This window comes from Streptomyces tuirus (genome assembly GCF_014701095.1).
Classification (GTDB): Bacteria; Actinomycetota; Actinomycetes; order Streptomycetales; family Streptomycetaceae; genus Streptomyces; species Streptomyces tuirus.
Genome location: NZ_AP023439.1, coordinates 1,044,207 through 1,066,620, shown reverse-complemented (window position 1 = coordinate 1,066,620; position 22,414 = coordinate 1,044,207). Strand labels below are relative to the sequence as shown.

Genomic DNA, 22,414 nt, shown 5'->3' with positions numbered 1-22,414 from the left:
ATCGACTGGGATGTGCAGCACGTGCGTTTCCTCAATGACATCCAGCCCGGGTACGACCTGACGTACGACGACGTCTTCATGGTGCCGAGCCGCTCTTCGGTGGGCTCACGGCAGGCCGTCGACCTCAGCTCCCCGGACGGCACGGGCACCACCATCCCGCTCGTCGTCGCCAACATGACCGCCATCGCCGGCCGCCGCATGGCCGAGACCGTGGCCCGCCGCGGCGGCCTCGTGGTGATCCCGCAGGACATCCCGAACGACGTGGTCACCGACGTCGTCTCCTGGGTGAAGAGCCGGCACCTGGTGCTGGACACCCCGATCATCCTGTCCCCGCACCAGACGGTCGCGGACGCGCTGGCCCTGCTGCCCAAGCGCGCGCACGACGCCGGCGTCGTCGTCGACGAGGACCACAAGCCGGTCGGCGTGGTCACCGACGCCGACCTGTCCGGCGTGGACCGCTTCACGCAGCTCGCCGAGGTCATGTCCCGGGACCTGCTGCTCATCGACGCTGACATGGACCCGGGCGAGGCCTTCAACACCCTCGACCACGCCAACCGCCGCTACGCCCCCGCGGTCAACCAGGACGGCACGCTCGCCGGCATCCTGACCCGCAAGGGCGCCCTGCGCGCCACGCTCTACCAGCCGGCCACCGACGCGCACGGCCGGCTGCGCATCGCCGCCGCCGTCGGCATCAACGGCGACGTCGCGGGCAAGGCCCGGCAGCTGCTGGACGCCGGTGTCGACGCGCTGGTGATCGACACGGCCCACGGTCACCAGGAGTCGATGATCAGCGCCCTGAAGCTGGTGCGCGACCTCGACCCGCAGGTGCCGGTCGTCGCGGGCAACGTGGTCGCCGCCGCGGGTGTGCGCGACCTCATCGAGGCCGGCGCGGACATCGTCAAGGTCGGTGTCGGCCCCGGTGCCATGTGCACCACGCGCATGATGACCGGCGTCGGCCGGCCGCAGTTCTCCGCCGTCCTGGAATGCGCCGCCGAGGCCGCGAAGTACGGCAAGCACGTCTGGGCCGACGGCGGCGTCCGCCACCCGCGCGACGTGGCCATGGCCCTCGCCGCCGGCGCGTCCAACGTGATGGTCGGCTCCTGGTTCGCGGGCACCTACGAGTCCCCGGGCGACCTCCAGCACGACGCCCAGGGCCGCGCCTACAAGGAGTCCTTCGGCATGGCGTCCGCCCGGGCCGTGCGCAACCGCACCTCGGAGGAGTCGGCGTACGACCGCGCTCGCAAGGCGCTGTTCGAGGAGGGCATCTCCACCTCCCGCATGTTCCTCGACCCGGCCCGCCCGGGCGTCGAGGACCTGATCGACTCGATCATCGCGGGCGTCCGCTCCTCCTGCACCTACGCCGGCGCGGGCTCCCTGCAGGAGTTCGCCGAGCGGGCCGTCGTCGGCATCCAGAGCGCCGCGGGTTACGCGGAGGGCAAGCCCCTGCACGCCAGTTGGAGCTGACACCCGCGACGCTTCGCCGAACGGCCCCCGCCGACCCGCCCCGCGGGACGTGCGGGGGCCGTTTCGTTGCGTGGCCGGGGCCCTCCGGGAAGCGCCTGCGCAACACTCGACAGCCGTCCCGCAACGAACACCCGCCCAGTCCCGCGGAACGCAATGATCTTGCAGGTGTGCGCAAGGTTGCTGCATTTCGACAGCAACGCAGTTGCTCATAGGCTGTCGCCTCGTACGTGGCGTGGCGGGGACTCCGCTCGGTGGGTCCCCGTCTTCCGGGGTGCCTGCGGTCCCTGCCGCCCTGACCGGCAGCGATAAGGAGCCAGCGCGTGCTCGACCAAGGCGCACCCCCGCAGAACCCAGGCCAGACAGCCGCCCCCGCGCCCCCCGGCCTCGGCGCGCGCCTCACGCGCCGCAAGCCCGTGGAACGCCTGGTCGCGGAGGGTGGCCAGGGCGAGGGAGGATCGCTGCGCCGCACCCTCGGGCTGTGGCAGCTGACCATGATCAGCATCGGTGCCACCCTCGGCACCGGCATCTTCGTCGTCCTCGGCGAGGCCGTCCCCAAGGCGGGCCCGGCGGTGACGCTCTCCTTCGTCATCGCCGGTCTCACCGCCCTGTTCTCGGCCCTGTCCTACGCCGAACTGGCCGGCTCCATCCCGGTCGCCGGCTCCTCCTACTCGTATGCGTACGCAACGATGGGCGAGCTGATCGCCTGGATATGCGGCTGGTGCCTGGTCCTGGAGTACGGCGTGTCGGTCGCCGCCGTCGCCGTCGGCTGGGGCGAGTACCTCAACGAACTGCTCGACGGGACCATCGGCGTCACCATCCCGGCGGCCCTGTCCGCCCCGCCCGGCGACGGCGGCGTGTTCAACCTGCCCGCGCTGATCGTCGTCCTGCTCGCGATGGCGTTCCTGCTGGGCGGCGCCCGCGAATCCGCCCGCGCCAACACCGTCATGGTCGTCGTGAAGATCGCCGCGCTGGTGATGTTCTGCGCCATCGGCGTCCAGGGCTTCCGCTCCGGCAACTACGAGAACTTCATGCCCCTCGGCATGGCCGGCGTCAGCGCCGCCGGTGCCACGCTGTTCTTCTCCTACATCGGCTTCGACGCCGCCTCCACCGCCGGCGAGGAGGCCAAGAACGCCCAGCGCGACCTGCCCCGCGCGATCATGCTGTCGCTGGTCATCGTCACCGCGCTGTACGTCCTCGTCGCGGCCGTCGCGGTCGGCGCCAAGCCCTGGAAGGGCTTCACCGACTCCGAGGCCGCCCTCGCCCAGATCATGCGCGAGGTCACCGGGCAGACCTTCTGGGGCACGCTGCTGGCGTTCTGCGCCGTCATCGCCATCGCCAGCGTGGTACTGACCGTGCTGTACGGCCAGACCCGCATCCTGTTCGCCATGTCCCGCGACGGTCTCGTGCCGAAGGTGTTCGCCAGGGTCCACCCGAAGACCGGCGCCCCCCGCGCCAACACCCTGATCGTGTCGCTGTTCTGCGGTGTGCTGGCCGCCGCGATCCCGCTCGGGCAGCTCGCCGACGCCACCAGCATCGGCACCCTGTTCGCCTTCGCCCTCGTCAACGTGGCCGTCGTGGTGCTGCGCCGCACCAAGCCGGACATGCCCCGCACCTTCCGGGTGCCGCTCTCGCCGGTCCTGCCCGCGCTGGGCTTCGCCTTCTGCGTGTGGATGATGGGCAGCCTGTCCACCGTCACCTGGGTGGTCTTCGGTGTCTGGATGGCCGCCGGTCTCGTGTTCTACTTCGGGTACGGCTACCGCCGTTCCCGACTCGCACCATCCGAGAAGTGATCAACCCACTGTGCTGAACGATCTCGACGAACGCATCGTGCACGCCCTCGCCGAGGACGCCCGCCGCTCCTACGCCGACATCGGCCAGCTCGTCGGCCTGTCCGCACCCGCCGTGAAGCGGCGCGTGGACCGGCTGCGGGCCACCGGAGCGATCACTGGCTTCACCGTACGGGTGGACCCGGGCGCGCTCGGCTGGGAGACCGAGGGGTTCGTCGAGATCTACTGCCGCGGGAACACCTCCCCGGAGACCATCCAGCGGGGCCTGGAGCGCTATCAGGAGGTCGTGGCCGCGTCCACCGTCACCGGGGACGCGGACGCGATCGCCCAGGTCTTCGCCTCCGACATGCGCCACTTCGAACGGGTCCTGGAGCGGATCGCCGGGGAGCCGTTCGTCGAGCGGACCAAGTCCATGCTCGTACTCTCGCCGCTGCTGCGGCGCTTCTCGTCGGGATCGCCCACGTAAGTCTGTGGCCCGCGCCGTGCGGCACCCCTAGCCTGGGTGTCATGACCTGGCGACATTGATCCACCAGCCGTGCCTCCCGGGGACCGCCCCGGCCGCCGTACCTCCGGCGTCCGAACCGTCCTTCCGGGAAGGCCCCATGACACTCTCACGCGCCCGCGTGCCCGCCACCGGTGCCCGCCGCCTGACGCGCACGCTGTACGGCTACGCGTTCCTCGACGACTTCGTCCTGCTCTACCCGGTGTACGCGCTGCTGTTCGCCGACACCGGCATGTCGCTCTGGCAGATCTCCTCCCTGTTCGCCCTGTGGTCGGTCACCTCGGTGGTGCTGGAAGTGCCCTCCGGGGCCTGGGCCGACGCCATGTCGCGGCGCCGGCTGCTGTGGACCGGCCCGCTGCTGACCGCCGCCGGCTTCGCGCTGTGGGTGATCGTCCCGTCGTACGGGGCCTTCGCGGCCGGCTTCGTCCTGTGGGGGGCGGGCGGGGCGCTCGGCTCCGGCGCGCTGGAGGCACTGGTCTACGACGAGCTGGACCGGCTCGGCGCCGCCGACCGGTACGCGCGGATCATGGGCCGGGCCCGGGCCGCGCGCCTGCTGGGCACCGTGGCCTCCACCGGCCTCGCGGGGCCCGTCTTCGCCCGGGCCGGCTACGAGGCCGTCGGCGTCGCGAGCTTCCTGGCCTGCCTGCTGACCGCCCTCACCGCGACCCGGTTCCCCGAGCACCGGGTGCGGCCGCGGAGCACCGGCGACACCTGGGCGAGCACCCTGCGCACCGGACTCGCCGAGGCCCGCGGGAACCATGCGGTGCGCGGCGCCCTGCTGCTGATCCCGGCCGTCGCCGCGGTGTGGGGCGCGCTCGACGAGTACACCCCGCTGCTGATCCGCGACCTCGGCGTCGCCGAGGCCACCGTGCCCTGGCTCGTCATGCTGATCTGGGCGGGCGTCACCCTCGGCGGCCTCCTGGCCGGACCGGCCGAACGCCTCGGCACGACCGGGCTGGCGGTGCTGCTCGCGGGTGCCGCACTCGCCCTGGCCGTGGGAGCCACGGCCCGCTCCCTGGCCGGTGTCGCCCTGGTGAGCCTCGCCTTCGCGGGGTTCCAGCTCGCCGAGGTACTCGCCGACGTCCGTCTCCAGCACCGCATCGACGAGTCCCGCCGGGCCACGCTCACCTCGGTGGCGAGCCTGGGCACCGAGCTGGCGACGGTCGCCACGTTCGGCGTGTACGCGCTGCTCGGTACCCGGCTGGCCCACGGCACCGTCTTCGCGGCGCTCGCCGTGCCCTACCTGGTGACGGCCCTGGCGCTGGTCAGAACTCGGGCTGCCAGGGCACGACCGTGAAGTCGCCCGTCCCCTTGGCGACCTTCTCGAAGGGGGCGGAGCTCACGCACTTGGGCAGCCCGTCCATCTCGGCGGGGGTTCCCGTGGCGGCCCAGCTGTAGCCGAGCCGGTCGTGGCGGTCGAGGTCGTGGACGGTGACCCCGACCCGCTTGCCCTCGACGCCCGGCAGGTCGGACTCGGTCACGATGCCCGAGACGACGGCGACCTTGCCGCCGGTCAGCAGGCAGTCGACGGCGACCTCGGCGCGGGCCCCGTTGCCGTTCTGGTAGTGGCTGAACGCGAAGGTGCCGGTGGCCTTCATCGGGTCGGCCTTGTCCTTCGCGGCCAGGTGCGCGTCGAAGGAGAAGGTGATGTCGTCCCCGGCCGAGCGGTGCAGCTTGGCGGTGCCGGTGAGGGCCGCAGCCTCGCGCGGCCGGTCCGTCTCCGACGCCGCCGCCTCGTGCGGCCGCAGTGCTTCCGGCGCCGCCGCCCCGCGCGGCCGGGGCGCCTCCGACGCGGTCGCGGCCGAGGCCGCCCCGGCGGTGAGCAGCAGTGCGGAGCCGAGCACGACGATCTTGGTACGGCGCTTCATTTCGGTCCTTTCCGCAGGTCGTGTGGACAGCCCTCACTCTCCCGGTCCGGCGCGGGCGGGACATCGCGCCGCGGACGGGACCCCGCCTCCGCCGCGCGGCGGGGAAGACCGGACCGGACCGGGCTCCCGGGAGGAGCGGGGCTAGGCCCGAAGTCGCGCAACGAATCGCCGCCGGCCCCGGGAAGGACGCAACAATCCGTTCGCCGACGCGCAACGGCTTCTTCTTGTCCCCCCTGGTCAGCCGCCCGTACCGTCTACGTGGCCCCTTCAACCATCCGGTGGGCCCTCCAACCACCCTTCGCCCGGTGAGGAACACGCATGCGCACCGCCCTGCTCCAGAGCTCCGGCCGCCCCGGCTCCACCGTCGAGAACCTCAAGGTCCTCGACGAGGCCGCGGGCCGGGCCGCCGCCGCGGGGGCCGGGCTGCTCGTCACGGCGGAGATGTTCCTGACCGGCTACGCGATCGGCGACGACATCGGCCGGCTCGCCGAATCCGCCGACGGCGACTGCGCCGACGCGATCGCCGAGATCGCCACGCACCACGGCCTGGCGATCGCCTACGGCTACCCCGAGCGGGCCGGCGAGGCGGTGTTCAACTCCGCCCAGCTGATCTCCGCCGACGGAACCCGCCTGGCGAACTACCGCAAGACCCACCTCTTCGGCTGCTTCGAGCGCGACCACTTCACGCCGGGCGACCTGCCGGTCGTCCAGGCCGAGATCGACGGCCTGCGGGTCGGCATCCTGATCTGCTACGACGTGGAGTTCCCGGAGAACGTCCGCGCGCACGCCCTGGCCGGCACCGACCTGCTGATCGTCCCGACCGCGCAGATGCACCCCTTCCAGTTCGTCGCCGAGTCGATGATCCCGGTGCGGGCCTTCGAGAACCAGATGTACGTCGCGTACGTCAACCGGGTGGGCCGGGAAGGCGAGTTCGAGTTCGTCGGCCTGTCCACGCTCGCCGGCCCCGACGGCGTCGCCCGGACCCGGGCCGGGCGCGGTGAGGAACTCGTGCTCGCCGACGCCGACCCCGCCTTCCTCGCCGCGTCGCGCGAGAACAACCCGTATCTGCGGGACCGGCGGCCCGACCTCTACGGGTCGCTCGTCTGACACCCCCTCACCCGCCTGTTCACATCTGTGCAAGGAGTCCGTACCCCATGACGTCCACCGTGCCCAACGCCGTCGAGCACGCAGACGCGCAGCAGCTGCCGATCACCATGTTCGGCCCGGACTTCCCGTACGCCTACGACGACTTCCTCGCCCACCCGGCGGGTCTCGGGCAGATACCCGCGACGGAGCACGGCACGGAGGTCGCGGTCATCGGCGGCGGCCTGTCCGGCATCGTCGCCGCGTACGAGCTGATGAAGATGGGCCTCAAGCCCGTCGTGTACGAGGCCGACCAGATCGGCGGCCGGCTGCGCACGGTGGGCTTCGACGGGTGCGACGAGTCCCTCACCGCCGAGATGGGCGCGATGCGCTTCCCGCCGTCCTCCACGGCCCTCCAGCACTACATCGACCTCGTCGGCCTCGAGACGCGGCCGTTCCCCAACCCGCTCTCCGAGGCGACCCCGTCGACCGTCGTCGACCTCAAGGGCGAGTCGCACTACGCCGAGACGGTCGGCGACCTGCCCCAGGTCTACCGGGACGTCGCCGAGGCGTGGAACCGCTGCCTGGAGGAGGGCGCCGACTTCTCCGACATGAACCGCGCCCTGCGCGAGCGGGACGTGCCGCGCATCCGCGAGATCTGGTCCAGGCTCGTCGAGAAGCTCGACAACCAGACCTTCTACGGCTTCCTGTGCGACTCCGAGGCGTTCAAGTCCTTCCGGCACCGCGAGATCTTCGGCCAGGTCGGCTTCGGCACGGGCGGCTGGGACACCGACTTCCCCAACTCCATCCTGGAGATCCTGCGCGTCGTCTACACCGAGGCCGACGACCACCACCGCGGCATCGTCGGCGGCTCCCAGCAGCTGCCGCTGCGCCTGTGGGAGCGTGAGCCGCAGAAGATCGTCCACTGGGCCCAGGGCACCTCGCTCGCGACCCTGCACGAGGGCGGCGAGCCCCGCCCGGCCGTGACCCGGCTGCACCGCACCGCCGGCAACCGCATCACGGTGACCGACGCGAACGGCGACATCCGCACCTTCCAGGCGGCCATCTTCACCGCCCAGTCCTGGATGCTGCTGTCGAAGATCGCCTGTGACGACTCGCTCTTCCCGATCGACCACTGGACGGCGATCGAGCGCACCCACTACATGGAGAGCTCGAAGCTTTTCGTCCCGGTCGACCGGCCCTTCTGGCTGGACAAGGACGAGGAGACCGGCCGGGACGTCATGTCGATGACGCTCACCGACCGCATGACCCGCGGCACCTACCTGCTCGACGACGGCCCGGACAAGCCCGCCGTCATCTGCCTCTCCTACACCTGGTGCGACGACAGCCTGAAGTGGCTGCCGCTGTCCGCGAACGAGCGGATGGAGGTCATGCTGAAGTCGCTCGGCGAGATCTATCCCAAGGTCGACATCCGCAAGCACATCATCGGCAACCCGGTGACCGTCTCCTGGGAGAACGAGCCCTACTTCATGGGCGCGTTCAAGGCCAACCTGCCCGGCCACTACCGCTACCAGCGGCGCCTGTTCACGCACTTCATGCAGGACAGGCTGCCCGAGGACAAGCGCGGCATCTTCCTCGCCGGCGACGACATCTCCTGGACGGCCGGCTGGGCCGAGGGCGCGATCCAGACCGCCCTCAACGCGGTCTGGGGCGTCATGCATCACCTGGGCGGCGCGACGGACGCGACCAACCCGGGCCCCGGCGACGTCTACGACGAGATCGCGCCCGTCGAACTGCCGGAGGACTAGCGGTACCCGGGCTCGGTCAGGGGCGTGAGCAGCATGCGTCCCGCGAAGCCCACCGCGGTGTCCATGCGTTCGGTGAACTCGCCCGCGACGTCGGGCAGTTCACGCAGGGCCCACAGCGCCCGGGCCGCCGTCCACGCGGCGTCCCGGGCGCGCTCCAGGCTCCAGGAACCGAGCAGATGGGTCAGCGGGTCGGCGATCCGGAACAGATCGGGGCCCGGCATCAGATCTTCGCGGATGCGCTCCTCCAGCGACAGGAGGAGATCGCCCACCATGTCGAACTCGTCCTCCAGATCGACGGGGGCGCAGCCGAGCGTACGGCAGGTGTCCACGACGGCCAGCGCGAGATCGTGCCCGATGTGCGCGTTGATGCCCGCCAGCGCGAACTGCAACGGCCGTACCCCGGGATGGCGGCGGAACTGGAACAGCGGCCGCCAGCACGCGGGCGGGCGCCGCTCGTCCGCGACCGCCTCGACGGCCGCCAGATACCGCCGCGCGAACCGTACGTCCAGCGTGATCGCCGCGTGGGCGTCCGTGAACCGGCCGGTGTCGACCCACCGGTCCACCGCCTCCGTCACCGCGAGGTAGACGCGGTTGAAGACCGCCACCCCGTCCCGCGGGTGCAGTGCCGCGTCGAGGGCGCGCATCCGGGAGATGACGGCGTCGACCGGCGTGTCCACGGCTGGGGGGAGTTGTTCGCATCGCGGCATGCGGGCAGAGTCGCAGCTCTAGGCTGGCGGGAGTACCGGCGGGCCCGGCGCTTCCCCGAAACGGGGGAACACCGCCCGCCGCAGGGGGAGGGGGAGCAGCACTGTGTCAGGCTCGCGTGCCCAGCGCCTGGCCGCCCGCAGGGCCGGGCGCAGGCGAGCCGCCCGGCGCGGCGCGATGGTCGCGGCGGCCTCGCTCGTCGTGGCGGCCGGAGCGGTCGCGGGCGTCCTCGCCGCGTTCGACGACAAGCCGGCCTCGGACGAGGCCGCGCCGCCCGAGGTGTCGGCTTCGCCCCGCCTGGCGCCCCTGCCGGCCGTGCCGTCCGCGTCCGCGCCGCCCACCACCGGGTCCGCCTCGCCCTCGCCCTCGCCGTCCCCGTCCGCACGCCGGACGCAGAGCCCCACGCCGCCGAGGACCGACACGAAGCGGGAGCACACCACCACCGCGGCCGGCCGGCTCTACCGCCACCCCGACTCCCAGGTGCTCGCCTGGGTCCGCTCGCACACCGGCGACCCCCGGCACGCGGTCATCGCGTCCCGCATCGCCGAGCAGCCCGCGGCCGTCTGGTTCGCCGACTACGCACCGGAAACCGTCACCGCCCGGGTCGCCGCCGTGACCTCGGGCGGGGCCGCGCTCGGCCGGGTGCCCGTCGTCGTGCCCTACGCGATCCCCGGCCGGGACTGCGGCGGCCACTCCCAGGGCGGGGCGCCCGGCCTGGACGCCTACGACGCCTGGATCGACCGGTTCGCGGCCGGGCTGGGCTCCGGTGAGGTCATCGTCGTCCTCGAGCCGGACTCGGTCGCCCAGACCGAGTGCCTCTCCGCCGGTGACCGCGCGGACCGCTTCGCCTCGCTGGCCCGGGCCGGCCGTGTCCTGAAGTCAGCCAACCCCCGGGCCCGCGTGTACTTCGACGCGGGCCACTCGGGCTGGAACGCGCCCGGCAAGCAGGCCGCCTGGCTCCGGCAGGCCGGCGCCGCCTCGCCCGAGTCCTCCGACGGCTTCTTCAGCAACGTCTCCAACTTCCACACCACGGCCGACGAGGTCGCCTACGACCGGCGGGTCCTCGACGCGCTCGGTGGCCCGGCGGACCTCGGCGCCGTCATCGACACCAGCCGCAACGGCAACGGCGCCCCGGCCGACGGCGAGTGGTGCGACCCCTCGGGCCGCAGACTCGGCCGGACCCCGAGCCTGAGCACCGGCGAGTCCCGGATCGACGCCTACCTGTGGGTGAAGCTGCCGGGGGAGTCGGACGGCTGCAAGGGCAGGCCGGGGACCTTCACGGCGTCGTACGCCTACGACTTGGCCTCGTCGTAGGAGGAGGTGCCCTCGTCCAGCAGCGGCGCCTGCGTCTTCAAGTGGGCCGGGGCGAAGGCCCGCAGGGCGTGGTAGCCGGTGATGACGACCACCGTGCCGAGCGCGATGCCGCTCAGCGAGAAGGTGTCCGAGAACTTCAGGGAGACGTTGCCGACGCCGATGATGATGCCCGCCGCGGCCGGGACCAGGTTCAGCGGATTGCGCAGATCGACCTTGGCGTTGATCCAGATCTGCGCGCCCAGCAGGCCGATCATGCCGTACAGGATGACGGTGATGCCGCCGAGCACCCCGCCCGGGATCGCCGCCACGACCGCGCCGAACTTCGGGCAGACGCCGAACAGCAGGGCGAAGCAGGCCGCGGCCCAGTAGGCGGCCGTCGAGTACACGCGGGTCGCCGCCATCACGCCGATGTTCTCGGAGTACGTGGTGTTGGGCGGGCCGCCGACCGCGGTGGACAGCATCGAGCCGACGCCGTCGGCCGCGATGGCCGTGCCCAGCTTGTCGTCCAGCGAGTCGCCGGTCATTTCGCCGACCGCCTTGACGTGCCCGGCGTTCTCCGCGACCAGCGCGATGACGACCGGCAGGGCGACCAGGATCGCCGACCACTCGAAGGACGGGGCGTGCAGGGTCGGCAGCCCGATCCAGTCGGCCTTGCCCACACCGGACAGGTCGAGCCGCCAGTGGTCAGTCAGCCTGCCGCTCGCGTCCACGGAGTGGATCTTGCCGAAGACCAGATCGAAGACCCAGGAGATGCCGTACCCGAAGACCAGCCCGAGGAAGATCGCGATCCGGGACCAGAAGCCCCGCAGGCAGACGACCGCCAGACCGGTGAACAGCATCACCAGCAGGGCCGTCCACTGGTCCTGCGGCCAGTACGTCGAGGCCGTCACCGGCGCCAGGTTGAAGCCGATCAGCATCACCACCGCGCCGGTCACGATCGGCGGCATGGTGGCGTGGATGATCCGCGCCCCGAACCGCCGCACGGCCAGCCCGACCAGGAACAGCGCGCCCCCGACGACGAACACCGCTCCCGTGACGGTCGCGCTGCTGCCGCCCTGCGCCCGGATCACCGCCGCCACGCCGACGAAGGAGAGCGAGCAGCCCAGGTAACTGGGCACGCTGCCACGGGTGGCGAGGAGGAACACGATGGTGGCGACGCCCGACATCATGATCGCGAGGTTCGGGTCCAGGCCCATCAGGACGGGTGCGACGAAGGACGCGCCGAACATCGCCACCACGTGCTGTGCGCCGAGTCCGGCCGTACGGGGCCAGGAGAGCCGCTCGTCGGGGCGGACCACCGCGCCGGGCGCCGGGGTGCGTCCGTCGCCGTGCAGTTTCCAGCGGACGCCGAGATCCATGGTGCGGTTTCGCTTTCGTCGTGCCTGTGCGTGTCCGGACCATTGTCGGGGTGCGCCCACTGTGCTGATGACCGGGGCGGGTGTCCGCTCAGGGCCGCGGGTCGGCGACCACCGTGTCCGGGCGGCCGATCCTCGTCCGCTCGCCGGGGCGCAGCACCCCCGCGAACGCCACCAGACCGCAGGACAGCGCCGTCACCAGGCAGAACGACACCATCAGGCTGGTCGCCTGCGCCAGCATGCCGATCGCGCTCGGCGCGATCAGGCCCGAGGTGTACGTGATGGTCGCGACACCCGCGATGGCCAGGCTCGGGTTGGAGCCGCTGCGGCCGGCCGCGGCGAAGCACAGCGGTACGACGACGGCGATGCCCAGCCCCATCAGCGCGAAGCCGCTCATGGCCACCGCCGGATGGTCCGCGACGACGATCAGCAGCCCGCCGAGGACGGCGAACACCCCGCTCGCCCGCACGGTCCGCACGGCACCGAAGCGGTCCACGACCCGGTCACCGGCGAGCCGGGCGACGGCCATGGTGAGCGTGAAGCCCGTCGTGCACGCCGCCGCGAGACCGGCCGAGGTCTCCAGCTGCTCGCGCAGATAGACCGCGGACCAGTCCAGGCTCGCGCCCTCCGCGAACACCGCGCAGAACCCGATCGCGCCGATGAGCAGCGCCGAGCGGGGCGGCAGGGCGAAGCGCGGCGGCGGCTCCTCGTCCTCGGCCGGCTGCAGGTCCAGCACCCACTGGCAGGACAGCACGCCGACGACGGTGAGGACCGCGGCGGCCAGGACGTGGTGCAGCCGGGCGTCCGAGCCGAGGTGCGCGGCGAGCGTGCCGGCCGCCGAGCCGATCAGGGCGCCGGCGCTCCACATGCCGTGCAGCCCCGACATGATCGACCGGCCGAGGCGGTTCTCGACCTCGACACCGAGGGCGTTCATCGCCACGTCCGCCATGCCCGCCGTCGCGCCGTACGTGAACAGGGCCAGGCAGAGCGCCAGGAGGTTCGGGGCGAGGGACGGCAGGACCAGGGACAGCGTCCACAGGGCGATCAGTCCGCGCAGCGCGTTGCGGGCCCCGAAGCGGTGGCTGATGCTGCCGGCGAGCGGCATCGCCAGGGACGCGCCGAGCGCGGGGAAGGCGAGCGCGATGCCCAACTGGCCCGCGCTCACGCCCGCGTGGTCCTGGATCCACGGCACGCGGGTCGCGAACGAGCCGGTCACGGCGCCGTGCACGGCGAAGACGGCGGCCACGGCGTACCGGGACCGCTTCACCTCGCGCTGTTCGTCGACCACGTTGCCCATTCTGCGGTCCCCTCCGGGTCTCGGCCGTGCTCACCTCTGGTGCGGGCGTAAACTATCAGGAACCCTGCCTGATAATAAGAGGGTCTCCCGGCGAGCCCCGGTGAACGGGTCCGCCGATCTGGAAGGATCCCGGCATGCCCGCATCCCCGAGCACCGCCCGGGCCATCAACGACCGGCTCGCCCTGCGTCTGCTCCAGCAGGAAGGCCCGTTGACGGCAGGGCAGTTGAAGCAGCTGACCGGCCTGTCCCGGCCCACCGTCGCCGACCTCGTCGAACGTCTCGGAGCCGCCGGGCTCATCGCGGTCGTCGGCGAAGCGGGGGAGCAGCGCCGCGGGCCCAACGCGAAGGTCTACGGCATCGTCGCCGACCGGGCGCACCTCGCCGCCCTCGACGTCCGCACCGAGGGCGTCGCGGTGGCCGTCGCGGACCTGGTGGGGCGGGTGCTGGCCGAGGCGTCGGTGCCGATCGCCGGTGACACGGGGACGGGCCCCGCCCTGGAGCAGGCGGTCACGCTGGTCGAGCGCGTGGCGAAGGAGGCCGGCGCCGAACGCCTGCACACCGTCGGCATCGGTGCGCCCGGCCTGGTCGACCCCTCCAGCGGTGAACTCCGCGACTCCACCGGGCTTCCGGAGTGGCACCGCCGCCTCGTCGTCACCCTCCAGGAGCGGTTGCCCGCGGCCCGCGTCAGCGTGGAGAACGAGACCAACCTCGCGGCGGTGGCCGAGCAGCGCGACGGGGCGGCCCGGGACCGGGACACCTTCGTCCTGCTGTGGCTCGGCCATGGAACGGGCGCGGCCGTGGTCCTCGACGGCGCCCTGCGCCGCGGTGCCTCCGGCGGCACCGGCGAGATCGGCTTCCTTCCGGTCCCGGGTACGCCGGCACTGCCGACCTCGACGGACTGCGAGGGCGGCTTCCACTCGCTGGCGGCGTCGGCCGCGGTCGTGGAACTGGCGGCGCAGCACGGCATTTCGGCGCAGGCGTCCGAGGCGGGGGTGGTCCGGGCGGCGGTCGACGCGGTGCGGGGGGCGGTGGCTCAGGCGGGGCAGCAGGGGGCCGGGTCCCTCGGCGGACCCGCTCCGGCCGTCACCTTCCTCGACGCCCTCGCCGACCGGCTGGCCGTCGGCGTCGCCTCGGTCGTCGCGATCCTGGACCCCGGTTGCGTGGTGCTCGGCGGGGAGGTCGGGCAGGCCGGCGGCGCCGAGCTCGCCACCCGCGTGCGCGACCGGATCGCCCGGATGACGCCGCTGCCCACGGAGGTGCGCGCCACCACCCTGGGCGGTGGCGCGGTCCTGCGCGGCGCCCTGCTCACGGCCCGGGACCGGGCCCAGGACGAGTTGTTCGAGCCGGGCGGCGTGGGAAGGCCCGACGGCGGGCAAGGGCCGTCGTCACCGCCGCCGGGCCGGTCAGTGGGGTTGAGCCGACCCTGGCGATGACCCTAGAAAGGACTAGACCACATCGTCAATAGGTGTGTACCAATGCCGGACCTCAAGAGGTGGGCCCGACGCGCGAGTTGGGATGCCGGTCGCACTCGGGAAGGAGTGCGACACGGTCTGTGAGGCAGCCCACATACCTCTCCCCTCGGAACATCCACCGGGCGTGGCACACTGGCCCTGTACCAGTAGCAGCGCACTCCGGGGTCGGTGAAAGTCCGAACCGGCGGTTACAGTCCGCGACCCGGTCGCCTCCAGCGGCCGGTTGACCAGGTGAAATTCCTGGACCGACGGTTAAAGTCCGGATGGGAGGCAGTGCGCGGCGAGCGGGCATTCGTGCGCGCCGCCGAGAAGTCCGTCCTCGTGGCGGGCTCCGTCCGGCGTCGTCCCCGGTGTCCCTGCTCGTATCTTCTGTCGTCATCGACAGCCCCGGAGTCCGTGCCCGAAGAGGCAGGAGGACCCGGGAAGTGTTCACCGGAATCGTCGAAGAGCTGGGCGAGATCACCGCCGTCGAGACCCTCGACGACGCCTGTCGCTTCCGCCTGCGCGGCCCAGTCGTCACCCAAGGTGCCAGGCACGGCGACTCGATCGCCGTGAACGGCGTGTGCCTCACGGTCGTCGACCACGAGGGCGACGAGTTCACGGCCGACGTCATGGCCGAGACCCTGAAACGCTCCAGCCTCGGTGCCCTGAAGGCCGGCTCCCGCGTCAACCTCGAACGCCCCATGGCCGTCGGCGAACGCCTCGGCGGGCACATCGTGCAGGGCCACGTGGACGGCACCGGCGAGATCCTGGAGCGCAAGCCCTCCGAGCACTGGGAGATCGTGAAGATCTCCCTCCCCGCGGACCTCACCCGGTACGTGGTCGAGAAGGGCTCCATCACCGTCGACGGCATCAGCCTCACCGTCGTCGACGCCGGCCCCGACCACTTCACCGTCAGTCTCATCCCCACCACCCTCGACCTGACCACGCTCGGCCACAAGCAGCCCGGCGACCCGGTCAACCTCGAAGTGGACGTCATCGCCAAGTACGTCGAGCGGATGCTGGGCGACCGCGCGCAGGGGGCCGGCCGGTGAACACGCTGAACTCCGAGGCGTTCGCCCTCTTCGGCCAGCACATCCTCTGGTCCGACATGGTCGGCAACCTCTTCGGCCTGGCCGCCCTCGCCCTCGGCTGGCGACGCTCCATCTGGACCTGGCCCGTGCAGTTCCTGGCCGGCCTCATCCTCTTCGGCGCCTTCTTGGGCCACCTCACCGGCAGCGCCGGCAAGCAGGCGGTCGTCATGCTCGTCGCGCTGTACGGCTGGTGGCAGTGGCAGCGCGGCAAGGGGCAGGGCGAGGACGGCCACATCGCCGTCCGGTTCGCCACCTGGCGCGAGCGCGCCGCGATGGCCGCGGCGGCCGCCGCCGGCACGGTCGCGGTGGCGCTGCTGTTCAAGGCGTACCCCACCCTGTCCTGGGACCCCTGGCCGGACGCCTACATCTTCGTCGGCACCGTCGTCGCCATGTACGCCCAGGCGCGCGGCATGGTCGAGTTCTGGTTCGCCTGGCTGCTCGTCGACGTCGTCGGCGTGCCCCTCAACTTCGCCAACGGCTACGCCTTCTCCGGCTTCGTCTACGTCATCTACGGCGCGCTCGTCCTGTGGGGCCTGCGCGACTGGTGGCTGCGCTCGCGCGCGGCAGCCCAGCCCACCCTGGAAGGAGCGCCGGCATGAGCGCCGCAACAACCCTGTACGGCACCGGCGACGTCGAGAACTTCGCCCTCGACCCCGTCGAGCAGGCCATCGCCGACATCGCGGCCGGCCGCCCCGTCGTGGTCGTCGACGACGAGGACCGGGAGAACGAGGGCGACCTCGTCATCGCCGCCGAGAAGGCCACCCCCGAGATCGTCGCCTTCATGATGAGCGAGTGCCGCGGCCTGATCTGCGCCCCCATGGAGGGCGACGAGCTGGACCGGCTGAAGCTGCCGCAGATGGTCGAGGACAACACCGAGTCGATGAAGACCGCGTTCACGGTCTCCGTCGACGCCTCCGCCGCGCACGGCGTGAGCACCGGCATCTCCGCCTCCGACCGCGCCACCACCCTCCAACTCCTCGCCGACGGCGTCTCGGGCCCTCAGGACTTCGTCCGCCCCGGCCACATCTTCCCGCTGCGCGCCCGGTCCGGCGGGGTCCTCACCCGCAACGGCCACACCGAGGCCGCCGTCGACCTCGCCCGGCTCGCGGGCCTGCGTCCGGCCGGCGCGATCGTCGAGATCGCCGGCGAGGACGGCACGATGCTGCGCCTGCCCGAGCTGATCCCCTTCGCCCGCAAGCACGGCCTGACGATCATCTCCATCGAGGACCTGATCGCCTACCGCCGCAGCAGCGAGCCCACCGTCCGCCGCGAGGCCAGGACCCAGCTGCCCACCGCCCACGGCACCTTCACGGCCTACGGCTACCGCTCCACCGTCGACGGCGTCGAGCACGTCGCCCTGGTGCACGGCGAGATCGGCGACGGCCAGGACGTCCTCGTCCGCGTCCACTCCGAGTGCCTCACCGGCGACGTCTTCGGCTCGGCCCGCTGCGACTGCGGCCCCCAGCTCGACGCCTCCCTCGCCCGCATCCAGGAAGAGGGCCGGGGCGTCGTGGTCTACCTGCGCGGACACGAGGGCAGGGGCATCGGCCTGATGTCCAAGCTGCGCGCCTACGAACTCCAGGAGCGCGGCCGCGACACCCTCGACGCCAACCTGGAACTCGGCCTGCCCGCCGACGCCCGCGACTACGCCGCCGGCGCGCAGATCCTCGCCGACCTCGGTGTGCGCGGCGTCCGGCTGCTGACCAACAACCCCGACAAGACCGACGCACTCGTCCGCCACGGCATCGCGGTCCAGGCCCGCGTGCCGATGCCCGTGAGCGCCGGCGAGCACAACCTCCGCTACCTGCGCACCAAGCGGGACCGGATGGGCCACGACCTGCCCTGGCTGGACACGACCACCGTGCCCGCCTGCGGCAACCAGTAAGAGAGCACAGAGGGAGCAACGTGAGCGGCAAGGGTGCACCGGAGCTGTCCGTACGCAATGTGGGTGACCTCCGGGTCGCCGTCATCGCGGCACAGTGGCACGAGAAGGTGATGAACGGTCTGGTCGACGGCGCCCTGCGCGCCCTGCACGACCTGGGCATCGACGAGCCGACCCTCCTCAGGGTCCCCGGCAGCTGGGAGCTCCCGGTCGTCGCCAAGGTCCTCGCGGGCCGCGGCTACGACGCGATCGTCGCCCTCGGCGTCGTCATCCGCGGCGGCACGCCCCACTTCGAGTACGTGTGCCAGGGCGTGACCCAGGGCCTCACCCAGGTCTCCGTCGACACCGGCGTCCCCGTCGGCTTCGGCGTGCTGACCTGCGACACCGAGGAGCAGGCCCTGGACCGCGCCGGGATCGAAGGCTCCAACGAGGACAAGGGGCACGAGGCGGTGACGGCGGCGGTGGCGACCGCGGCCACCCTCCGCTCAGTATCCGAACCCTGGCGCTGACGGAAGCCGGGTGTGGCATAGGCTGAGCGTCACCATGTCCAAGAAGACGTTCGAGGAGCTCTTCACCGAGCTCCAGCACAAGGCCGCCCAGGGCGACCCCGCCACTTCCCGCACCGCAGAACTGGTGGAGAAGGGCGTCCACGCCATCGGCAAGAAGGTCGTCGAAGAGGCCGCCGAGGTGTGGATGGCCGCCGAGTACGAGGGCAAGGAAGCCGCCGCCGAGGAGATCTCGCAGCTGCTGTACCACGTCCAGGTGATGATGGTCGCCCGCGGCATCTCCCTCGACGACGTCTACGCCCACCTCTGAGCCGCACCCGTTCCCGTCCCACACACCACGCAAAGGAAGCCGACCTCATGCTGCGCATCGCCGTCCCCAACAAGGGTTCCCTCTCCGGCCCTGCGGCGGAGATGCTGCATGAGGCCGGCTACCAGCAGCGCCGCGAGTCCAAGGAACTGCGGATCGTCGACCCGGTGAACGAGGTCGAGTTCTTCTACCTCCGCCCCCGCGACATCGCGATCTATGTCGCCTCCGGGCAGCTGGACATCGGCCTCACCGGCCGGGACCTGCTCATCGACTCCGGCGCCCAGGCCGAGGAGATCCTCCCCCTCGGCTTCGCCCGCTCCACCTTCCGCTTCGCCACCAAGCCCGGCACGATCAGCGGCCTGGCGGACCTGACCGGCAAGACGATCGCCACCTCCTACGAGGGCATCGTCGCGGCGCACCTCGCCGAGCACGGCATCGACGCCTCCGTCGTCCACCTCGACGGCGCCGTCGAGACCGCCATCCAGCTCGGCGTCGCCCAGGTCATCGCCGACGTCGTCGAGACCGGCACCTCGCTGCGCAACGCGGGCCTGGAGGTCGCCGGCGAGCCGATCATGCAGTCCGAGGCCGTCGTGATCCGCCGCACCGGCGCGGACGCCGACGACCCCAAGGTGCAGCAGTTCCTGCGCCGCCTCCAGGGCGTCCTGGTCGCCCGGACGTACGTGATGATGGACTACGACTGCCGCGTCGAGCAGCTGGAGAAGGCCGTCGCCCTCACGCCCGGCCTGGAGTCCCCGACCGTCTCCCCGCTGCACAACGAGGGCTGGGTCGCCGTCCGCGCGATGGTCCCGGCCAAGGAGGCCCAGCGGATCATGGACGACCTGTACGACATCGGCGCCCGGGCCATCCTGACCACGGCCATCCACGCCTGCCGTCTCTGAGGGGCACGACCCGATGTCCGATCTGCCCACCCTGCCCGTCACGTTCCGGCCGGGCAGCACCCGCGTGGTGCTGCTCACCGCGGCTGTCGCCATCTTCGTGGTGATCACGGCGGTCGCGATGCTGCTGAAGCAGCTCAGCCCCGCCGAGCGCGTCAGCTTCGTCTTCACGGCGCTCCTGCTGGACGCCGTGCTGCTCCTCCTGGCGCGTCCCAAGGTCGTCGTCGACGACGACGGCGTCACTGTCGTCAATCTCACGAACAAGCGCCGACTGGAGTGGGCGGAGATCCTCCAGGTGACCCTCCGGCCCGGCGACCCCTGGGTGTTCCTCAACCTCAGCGACGGCACCAGCCTGCCTGCCCTGGGCATCCAGCCGGGCCTGGCCAAGCAGCGTGCCATCGCCGACGCCCGGGCCCTGCGGGCGCTCGTCGAGGCCCGTTCCGTGGCGGACCCCGAGGGGCGTCAGGGCTGACTCGGGACATCCTCCGGGCGGCCGCCACTGCCGTACCGGGGCATGTCTTGATTAATCTGTTGGCGGAGGCGTGACGGATGCGCCTCCGCCTCTGTCGCCCCGACCGGTGCGCGGAGGCTCCTGCTAACCGAGGAGTGACTCCCTCCGGCGATGGACGGATCGTCCTGCAGTACCTGCGCCGCCCCCTGCCGACATAGCGCGTACCTCGTCTCCGAGGTACGCGACCGTGTGGAGGCGGCGGCATCATGACCACCCCCTTGCTGCTCCTCGCAGCCGCGTTCCTGCTGATTCTCGCCAACGGATTCTTCGTGGCGGCCGAATTCGGACTCGTGACGGTCGAACGGCCCGAGGCCGAGAAGGCCGCCGCCGAGGGCGACCGGCGCGCCCACCGGGTCGTCGCATCACTCAAGGAACTCTCCTTCCAGCTCTCCGGCACCCAGCTCGGCATCACCATCACCTCGCTCGTCGTCGGCATGCTCGCCGAACCGGCGCTCGCCGAGCTGCTGCACGGCCCGTTCACCTCGATCGGCATCCCCGAGGGCGCCGTCTCCGGTGTCACGGTCGTCGTCGGCATGCTGCTGGCCTCCGCCGTGCAGATGGTGATCGGCGAGCTCCTGCCCAAGAACTGGGCGGTGTCCAGGCCGCTGCAGGTCGCCCGCTTCGTCGCGGGACCGCAGCACGTCTTCGCCCGGCTGTTCCGCCCGGTCATCGCCGGCCTCAACGCCGTCGCGAACCGGCTCGTGCGCGCCCTGGGCATCGAACCCGCCGAGGAGCTGGCCTCCGCCCGCACCCCCGGCGAGCTCGTCTCCCTGGCCCGCCACTCGGCCCTGGCCGGCGCCCTGGAGCAGGACACGGCCGACCTGTTCGTGCGGACCCTGTCACTGGGCGAGCTCACCGCGCAGCATGTGATGACCCCGCGCGTGAAGGTCAGCGCCCTGCAGTCCTCGGCCACCGCCGAGGACGTCGTCAACCTGACCCGCGCCACCGGCCTGTCCCGCTTCCCGGTCTACCGGGAGAAGATCGACGAGGTCGTCGGCATGGCCCACCTCAAGGACGCCCTGGCCGTGCCCGTCCAGGACCGGCTGCGCACCCCCGTCGGCCACATCGCCCGCCCGGCGCTGCTCGTCCCCGAGACACTGCCGGTCCGGCCGCTCCTCACCCGCCTGCGCAGCGAGCAGCCCATCGCGGTCGTCGTCGACGAGTACGGCGGCACCGCCGGTGTCGTCACGCTGGAGGACATCGTCGAGGAGATCGTCGGCGAGGTCCGCGACGAGCACGACGGACACGACCTGCCGGAGCTGGCCGCCGCGCCGCCGGAGGACGGCAGGCCCGCCTGGGACGTCGACGGCAGCTGCCGGGTCGACATCCTGCTGCGCATAGGCCTCGACGTGCCCGAGGGCCCGTACGAGACGGTCGCGGGCCTGATCGCCGACCTGCTGGGCCGTATCCCGGCCGTCGGCGACAAGGCGGAGCTGCCCGGCTGGCGGCTCTCGGTGCGCCAGGTGGGCCACTACCGCGCGGAGCGGGTCCGGCTCGTGCGGACCGCCCCGGTGGTCTCCATGGCGGAGGCCGTCCGATGAGCGTGCTCCAACTCCTCTTCGCCGCGCTGCTCGTGCTCGCCAACGGCTTCTTCGTCGGCGCCGAGTTCGCGCTGGTCTCCGTACGGCGCAGCCAGATCGAGCCGCTCGGCACCGCCCGTGCCCGGCAGGTCCTCTACGGTCTCGAGCGGCTGCCGCAGATGATGGCGGCGGCCCAGTTCGGCATCACGATCTGCTCCCTCACCCTCGGCGCGGTCGCCGAACCGACGGTCGCGCACCTGCTGGAGCCGGTCTTCGAGTGGATCCACCTGCCGCACGGCATGATCCATCCGCTGACCTACGTCATCGCCCTGGCCGCCGTGGTCTTCTTCCACCTCGTCATCGGCGAGATGGTCCCGAAGAACCTGGCGATGGCGGCCCCCGAGAAGGTCGCGCTGTGGCTCAGCCCCGGCCTGGTCTGGTTCGCGCGCTTCTGCAAGCCCATCACCGCCGCCCTCGGAGCCGTCTCCCAGGGCATCCTGCGGCTCTTCCACGTCGAGCCCAAGGACGAGGTCGAGGCCGTCTTCACCAGCGAGCAGCTCAACCGGCTGGTGGAGGACGCCGGCCAGGCGGGCCTGCTCGACCCCGAGGAGGCCGAAAGCCTCGAGGACGCCCTGGAGCTGGGCTCCCGCCCGGTGACGGACGTCCTGCTGAAGCGGGAGTCCCTGGTGACGGTCAGCCCGTCGGTCACCCCCGGGAGGATCGTCGAGCTCACGGCCCGTACGGGCTACTCCCGGTTCCCGGTCGCCGCGGAGACCGGCGCCTTCATGGGGTACCTGCACGTCAAGGACGTCCTGGACGTGGAGGACTCGGACCGGGCCGTGCCGCAGCACCTGTGGCGCCCCATGACGACCCTGCGGCCCGAGCTGCCCCTCGACGACGCCCTCACGGTGATGCGCCGGGCGGCGACGCACCTGGCCCAGGTCGCCGACGCGTCCGGCAAGGTGCTCGGGCTGGTCGCCCTGGAGGACGTGCTGGAGTTGCTGGTGGGCGAGGTGCGGGATCCGGCGCACCGGCAGGTGCGCGAGGTGAGACTGACCGAGCCGAGGTCGGGCGAAGAGGTGCTGGCGACGTAGCGTCCCAGC

Annotated in this window: 21 protein-coding genes and 1 riboswitch; of the genes, 17 read left to right on the top strand and 4 right to left on the bottom strand. The window is 72.0% G+C overall.

The features are described from left to right. Nucleotides 1–21 precede the first annotated feature (21 nt). The 4 genes from IGS69_RS04995 (at nucleotide 22) to IGS69_RS04980 (ending at nucleotide 5,050) form a co-directional block, all read left to right on the top strand. Nucleotides 22–1,464, top strand: coding sequence for a GuaB1 family IMP dehydrogenase-related protein (locus IGS69_RS04995; protein WP_190897356.1), 1,443 nt, complete (start codon nucleotides 22–24; stop codon nucleotides 1,462–1,464). 320 nt (nucleotides 1,465–1,784) lie between these two features. Further along, the gene (locus IGS69_RS04990; protein WP_190897354.1) at nucleotides 1,785–3,254 is read left to right on the top strand and encodes an amino acid permease; all 1,470 of its coding nucleotides are present in this window, start codon (nucleotides 1,785–1,787) and stop codon (nucleotides 3,252–3,254) included. 10 nt (nucleotides 3,255–3,264) lie between these two features. Beyond that, entirely contained in the window at nucleotides 3,265–3,717 is a 453-nt protein-coding gene (locus tag IGS69_RS04985) for an Lrp/AsnC family transcriptional regulator (RefSeq protein ID WP_190897352.1), read from the top strand. 136 nt (nucleotides 3,718–3,853) lie between these two features. Further along, nucleotides 3,854–5,050: an MFS transporter gene (locus IGS69_RS04980; RefSeq protein WP_190897350.1), complete on the top strand. Its 1,197-nt coding sequence runs from the start codon at nucleotides 3,854–3,856 to the stop codon at nucleotides 5,048–5,050. Here the strand turns inward: IGS69_RS04980 and IGS69_RS04975 are convergent. Next, nucleotides 5,019–5,621, bottom strand: a complete 603-nt coding sequence (locus IGS69_RS04975; RefSeq protein ID WP_190897348.1) for a Repetin — start codon at nucleotides 5,619–5,621, stop codon at nucleotides 5,019–5,021. The two genes, IGS69_RS04980 and IGS69_RS04975, sit on opposite strands and share 32 nt — an antisense overlap. A gap of 318 nt (nucleotides 5,622–5,939) precedes the next feature. Here IGS69_RS04975 and IGS69_RS04970 point away from each other — a divergent pair, with 318 nt between their 5' ends. Both IGS69_RS04970 and IGS69_RS04965 read left to right on the top strand, forming a co-directional pair. Beyond that, nucleotides 5,940–6,728 (top strand): carbon-nitrogen hydrolase family protein, encoded by a 789-nt coding sequence (locus IGS69_RS04970; RefSeq protein ID WP_190897346.1) that lies wholly within the window; start codon nucleotides 5,940–5,942, stop codon nucleotides 6,726–6,728. A gap of 47 nt (nucleotides 6,729–6,775) precedes the next feature. Then, complete coding sequence (locus IGS69_RS04965; RefSeq protein ID WP_190897344.1) at nucleotides 6,776–8,473, top strand: flavin monoamine oxidase family protein; 1,698 nt, start codon at nucleotides 6,776–6,778, stop codon at nucleotides 8,471–8,473. On the opposite strand, the gene IGS69_RS04960 is transcribed toward IGS69_RS04965, so the two are convergent. Continuing rightward, nucleotides 8,470–9,180, bottom strand: a complete 711-nt coding sequence (locus tag IGS69_RS04960; protein ID WP_190897342.1) for a DUF5995 family protein — start codon at nucleotides 9,178–9,180, stop codon at nucleotides 8,470–8,472. The two genes, IGS69_RS04965 and IGS69_RS04960, sit on opposite strands and share 4 nt — an antisense overlap. A 175-nt stretch (nucleotides 9,181–9,355) precedes the next feature. Here IGS69_RS04960 and IGS69_RS04955 point away from each other — a divergent pair, with 175 nt between their 5' ends. Further along, complete coding sequence (locus IGS69_RS04955; protein WP_190904380.1) at nucleotides 9,356–10,492, top strand: glycoside hydrolase family 6 protein; 1,137 nt, start codon at nucleotides 9,356–9,358, stop codon at nucleotides 10,490–10,492. On the opposite strand, the gene IGS69_RS04950 is transcribed toward IGS69_RS04955, so the two are convergent. Both IGS69_RS04950 and IGS69_RS04945 read right to left on the bottom strand, forming a co-directional pair. Then, nucleotides 10,471–11,850, bottom strand: coding sequence for a uracil-xanthine permease family protein (locus IGS69_RS04950; RefSeq protein WP_190897340.1), 1,380 nt, complete (start codon nucleotides 11,848–11,850; stop codon nucleotides 10,471–10,473). The genes IGS69_RS04955 and IGS69_RS04950 overlap by 22 nt on opposite strands. Nucleotides 11,851–11,938: 88 nt before the next feature. Beyond that, nucleotides 11,939–13,144, bottom strand: coding sequence for an MFS transporter (locus IGS69_RS04945; RefSeq protein WP_190897338.1), 1,206 nt, complete (start codon nucleotides 13,142–13,144; stop codon nucleotides 11,939–11,941). Between the two features lie 134 nt (nucleotides 13,145–13,278). Here IGS69_RS04945 and IGS69_RS04940 point away from each other — a divergent pair, with 134 nt between their 5' ends. From IGS69_RS04940 to IGS69_RS04895, 10 genes are all read left to right on the top strand, one after another. After that, nucleotides 13,279–14,577 carry an ROK family transcriptional regulator gene (locus IGS69_RS04940; RefSeq protein WP_190897336.1) on the top strand — a complete coding sequence of 433 codons (1,299 nt, stop codon included), beginning with the start codon at nucleotides 13,279–13,281 and terminating at the stop codon, nucleotides 14,575–14,577. Nucleotides 14,578–14,766: 189 nt separating this feature from the next. Next, a riboswitch (FMN riboswitch) is annotated at nucleotides 14,767–14,897 on the top strand. Nucleotides 14,898–15,041: 144 nt separating this feature from the next. Continuing rightward, nucleotides 15,042–15,650, top strand: a complete 609-nt coding sequence (locus IGS69_RS04935) for a riboflavin synthase (RefSeq protein ID WP_190897334.1) — start codon at nucleotides 15,042–15,044, stop codon at nucleotides 15,648–15,650. Further along, nucleotides 15,647–16,288, top strand: a complete 642-nt coding sequence (locus tag IGS69_RS04930; RefSeq protein WP_190897331.1) for a nicotinamide mononucleotide transporter family protein — start codon at nucleotides 15,647–15,649, stop codon at nucleotides 16,286–16,288. Before IGS69_RS04935 ends, IGS69_RS04930 begins: the two co-directional genes overlap by 4 nt. After that, entirely contained in the window at nucleotides 16,285–17,574 is a 1,290-nt protein-coding gene (locus IGS69_RS04925; protein WP_190897329.1) for a bifunctional 3,4-dihydroxy-2-butanone-4-phosphate synthase/GTP cyclohydrolase II, read from the top strand. Before IGS69_RS04930 ends, IGS69_RS04925 begins: the two co-directional genes overlap by 4 nt. A 20-nt stretch (nucleotides 17,575–17,594) precedes the next feature. Continuing rightward, nucleotides 17,595–18,080, top strand: coding sequence for a 6,7-dimethyl-8-ribityllumazine synthase (gene ribH, locus IGS69_RS04920; RefSeq protein ID WP_185009030.1), 486 nt, complete (start codon nucleotides 17,595–17,597; stop codon nucleotides 18,078–18,080). A gap of 34 nt (nucleotides 18,081–18,114) precedes the next feature. Then, nucleotides 18,115–18,387, top strand: coding sequence for a phosphoribosyl-ATP diphosphatase (locus tag IGS69_RS04915; RefSeq protein WP_003988914.1), 273 nt, complete (start codon nucleotides 18,115–18,117; stop codon nucleotides 18,385–18,387). 47 nt (nucleotides 18,388–18,434) lie between these two features. After that, complete coding sequence (hisG, locus tag IGS69_RS04910; protein WP_190897327.1) at nucleotides 18,435–19,283, top strand: ATP phosphoribosyltransferase; 849 nt, start codon at nucleotides 18,435–18,437, stop codon at nucleotides 19,281–19,283. Nucleotides 19,284–19,296: 13 nt separating this feature from the next. Beyond that, nucleotides 19,297–19,752 (top strand): PH domain-containing protein, encoded by a 456-nt coding sequence (locus IGS69_RS04905; protein ID WP_190897325.1) that lies wholly within the window; start codon nucleotides 19,297–19,299, stop codon nucleotides 19,750–19,752. A 245-nt stretch (nucleotides 19,753–19,997) separates the two neighbouring features. Then, nucleotides 19,998–21,332, top strand: a complete 1,335-nt coding sequence (locus IGS69_RS04900) for a hemolysin family protein (protein WP_190897323.1) — start codon at nucleotides 19,998–20,000, stop codon at nucleotides 21,330–21,332. Beyond that, nucleotides 21,329–22,405 (top strand): hemolysin family protein, encoded by a 1,077-nt coding sequence (locus IGS69_RS04895; RefSeq protein ID WP_190897321.1) that lies wholly within the window; start codon nucleotides 21,329–21,331, stop codon nucleotides 22,403–22,405. The genes IGS69_RS04900 and IGS69_RS04895 overlap by 4 nt, the downstream gene beginning before the upstream one ends. Nucleotides 22,406–22,414 lie beyond the last annotated feature (9 nt).

What these genes read in the sequence shown, in the direction of transcription:
- IGS69_RS04925 (WP_190897329.1), top strand. Translation starts at nt 16,285, where the DNA reads ATGAGCGCCGCAACAACCCTGTACGGCACCGGCGACGTCGAGAACTTC.
- IGS69_RS04970 (WP_190897346.1), top strand. Translation starts at nt 5,940, where the DNA reads ATGCGCACCGCCCTGCTCCAGAGCTCCGGCCGCCCCGGCTCCACCGTC.
- IGS69_RS04940 (WP_190897336.1), top strand. Translation starts at nt 13,279, where the DNA reads ATGCCCGCATCCCCGAGCACCGCCCGGGCCATCAACGACCGGCTCGCC.
- IGS69_RS04915 (WP_003988914.1), top strand. Translation starts at nt 18,115, where the DNA reads ATGTCCAAGAAGACGTTCGAGGAGCTCTTCACCGAGCTCCAGCACAAG.
- IGS69_RS04905 (WP_190897325.1), top strand. Translation starts at nt 19,297, where the DNA reads ATGTCCGATCTGCCCACCCTGCCCGTCACGTTCCGGCCGGGCAGCACC.
- IGS69_RS04950 (WP_190897340.1), bottom strand. Translation starts at nt 11,850, where the DNA reads ATGGATCTCGGCGTCCGCTGGAAACTGCACGGCGACGGACGCACCCCG.
- IGS69_RS04900 (WP_190897323.1), top strand. Translation starts at nt 19,998, where the DNA reads ATGACCACCCCCTTGCTGCTCCTCGCAGCCGCGTTCCTGCTGATTCTC.
- IGS69_RS04960 (WP_190897342.1), bottom strand. Translation starts at nt 9,180, where the DNA reads ATGCCGCGATGCGAACAACTCCCCCCAGCCGTGGACACGCCGGTCGAC.
- IGS69_RS04980 (WP_190897350.1), top strand. Translation starts at nt 3,854, where the DNA reads ATGACACTCTCACGCGCCCGCGTGCCCGCCACCGGTGCCCGCCGCCTG.
- hisG (WP_190897327.1), top strand. Translation starts at nt 18,435, where the DNA reads ATGCTGCGCATCGCCGTCCCCAACAAGGGTTCCCTCTCCGGCCCTGCG.
- IGS69_RS04955 (WP_190904380.1), top strand. Translation starts at nt 9,356, where the DNA reads ATGGTCGCGGCGGCCTCGCTCGTCGTGGCGGCCGGAGCGGTCGCGGGC.
- IGS69_RS04965 (WP_190897344.1), top strand. Translation starts at nt 6,776, where the DNA reads ATGACGTCCACCGTGCCCAACGCCGTCGAGCACGCAGACGCGCAGCAG.
- IGS69_RS04975 (WP_190897348.1), bottom strand. Translation starts at nt 5,621, where the DNA reads ATGAAGCGCCGTACCAAGATCGTCGTGCTCGGCTCCGCACTGCTGCTC.
- IGS69_RS04945 (WP_190897338.1), bottom strand. Translation starts at nt 13,144, where the DNA reads ATGGGCAACGTGGTCGACGAACAGCGCGAGGTGAAGCGGTCCCGGTAC.
- IGS69_RS04895 (WP_190897321.1), top strand. Translation starts at nt 21,329, where the DNA reads ATGAGCGTGCTCCAACTCCTCTTCGCCGCGCTGCTCGTGCTCGCCAAC.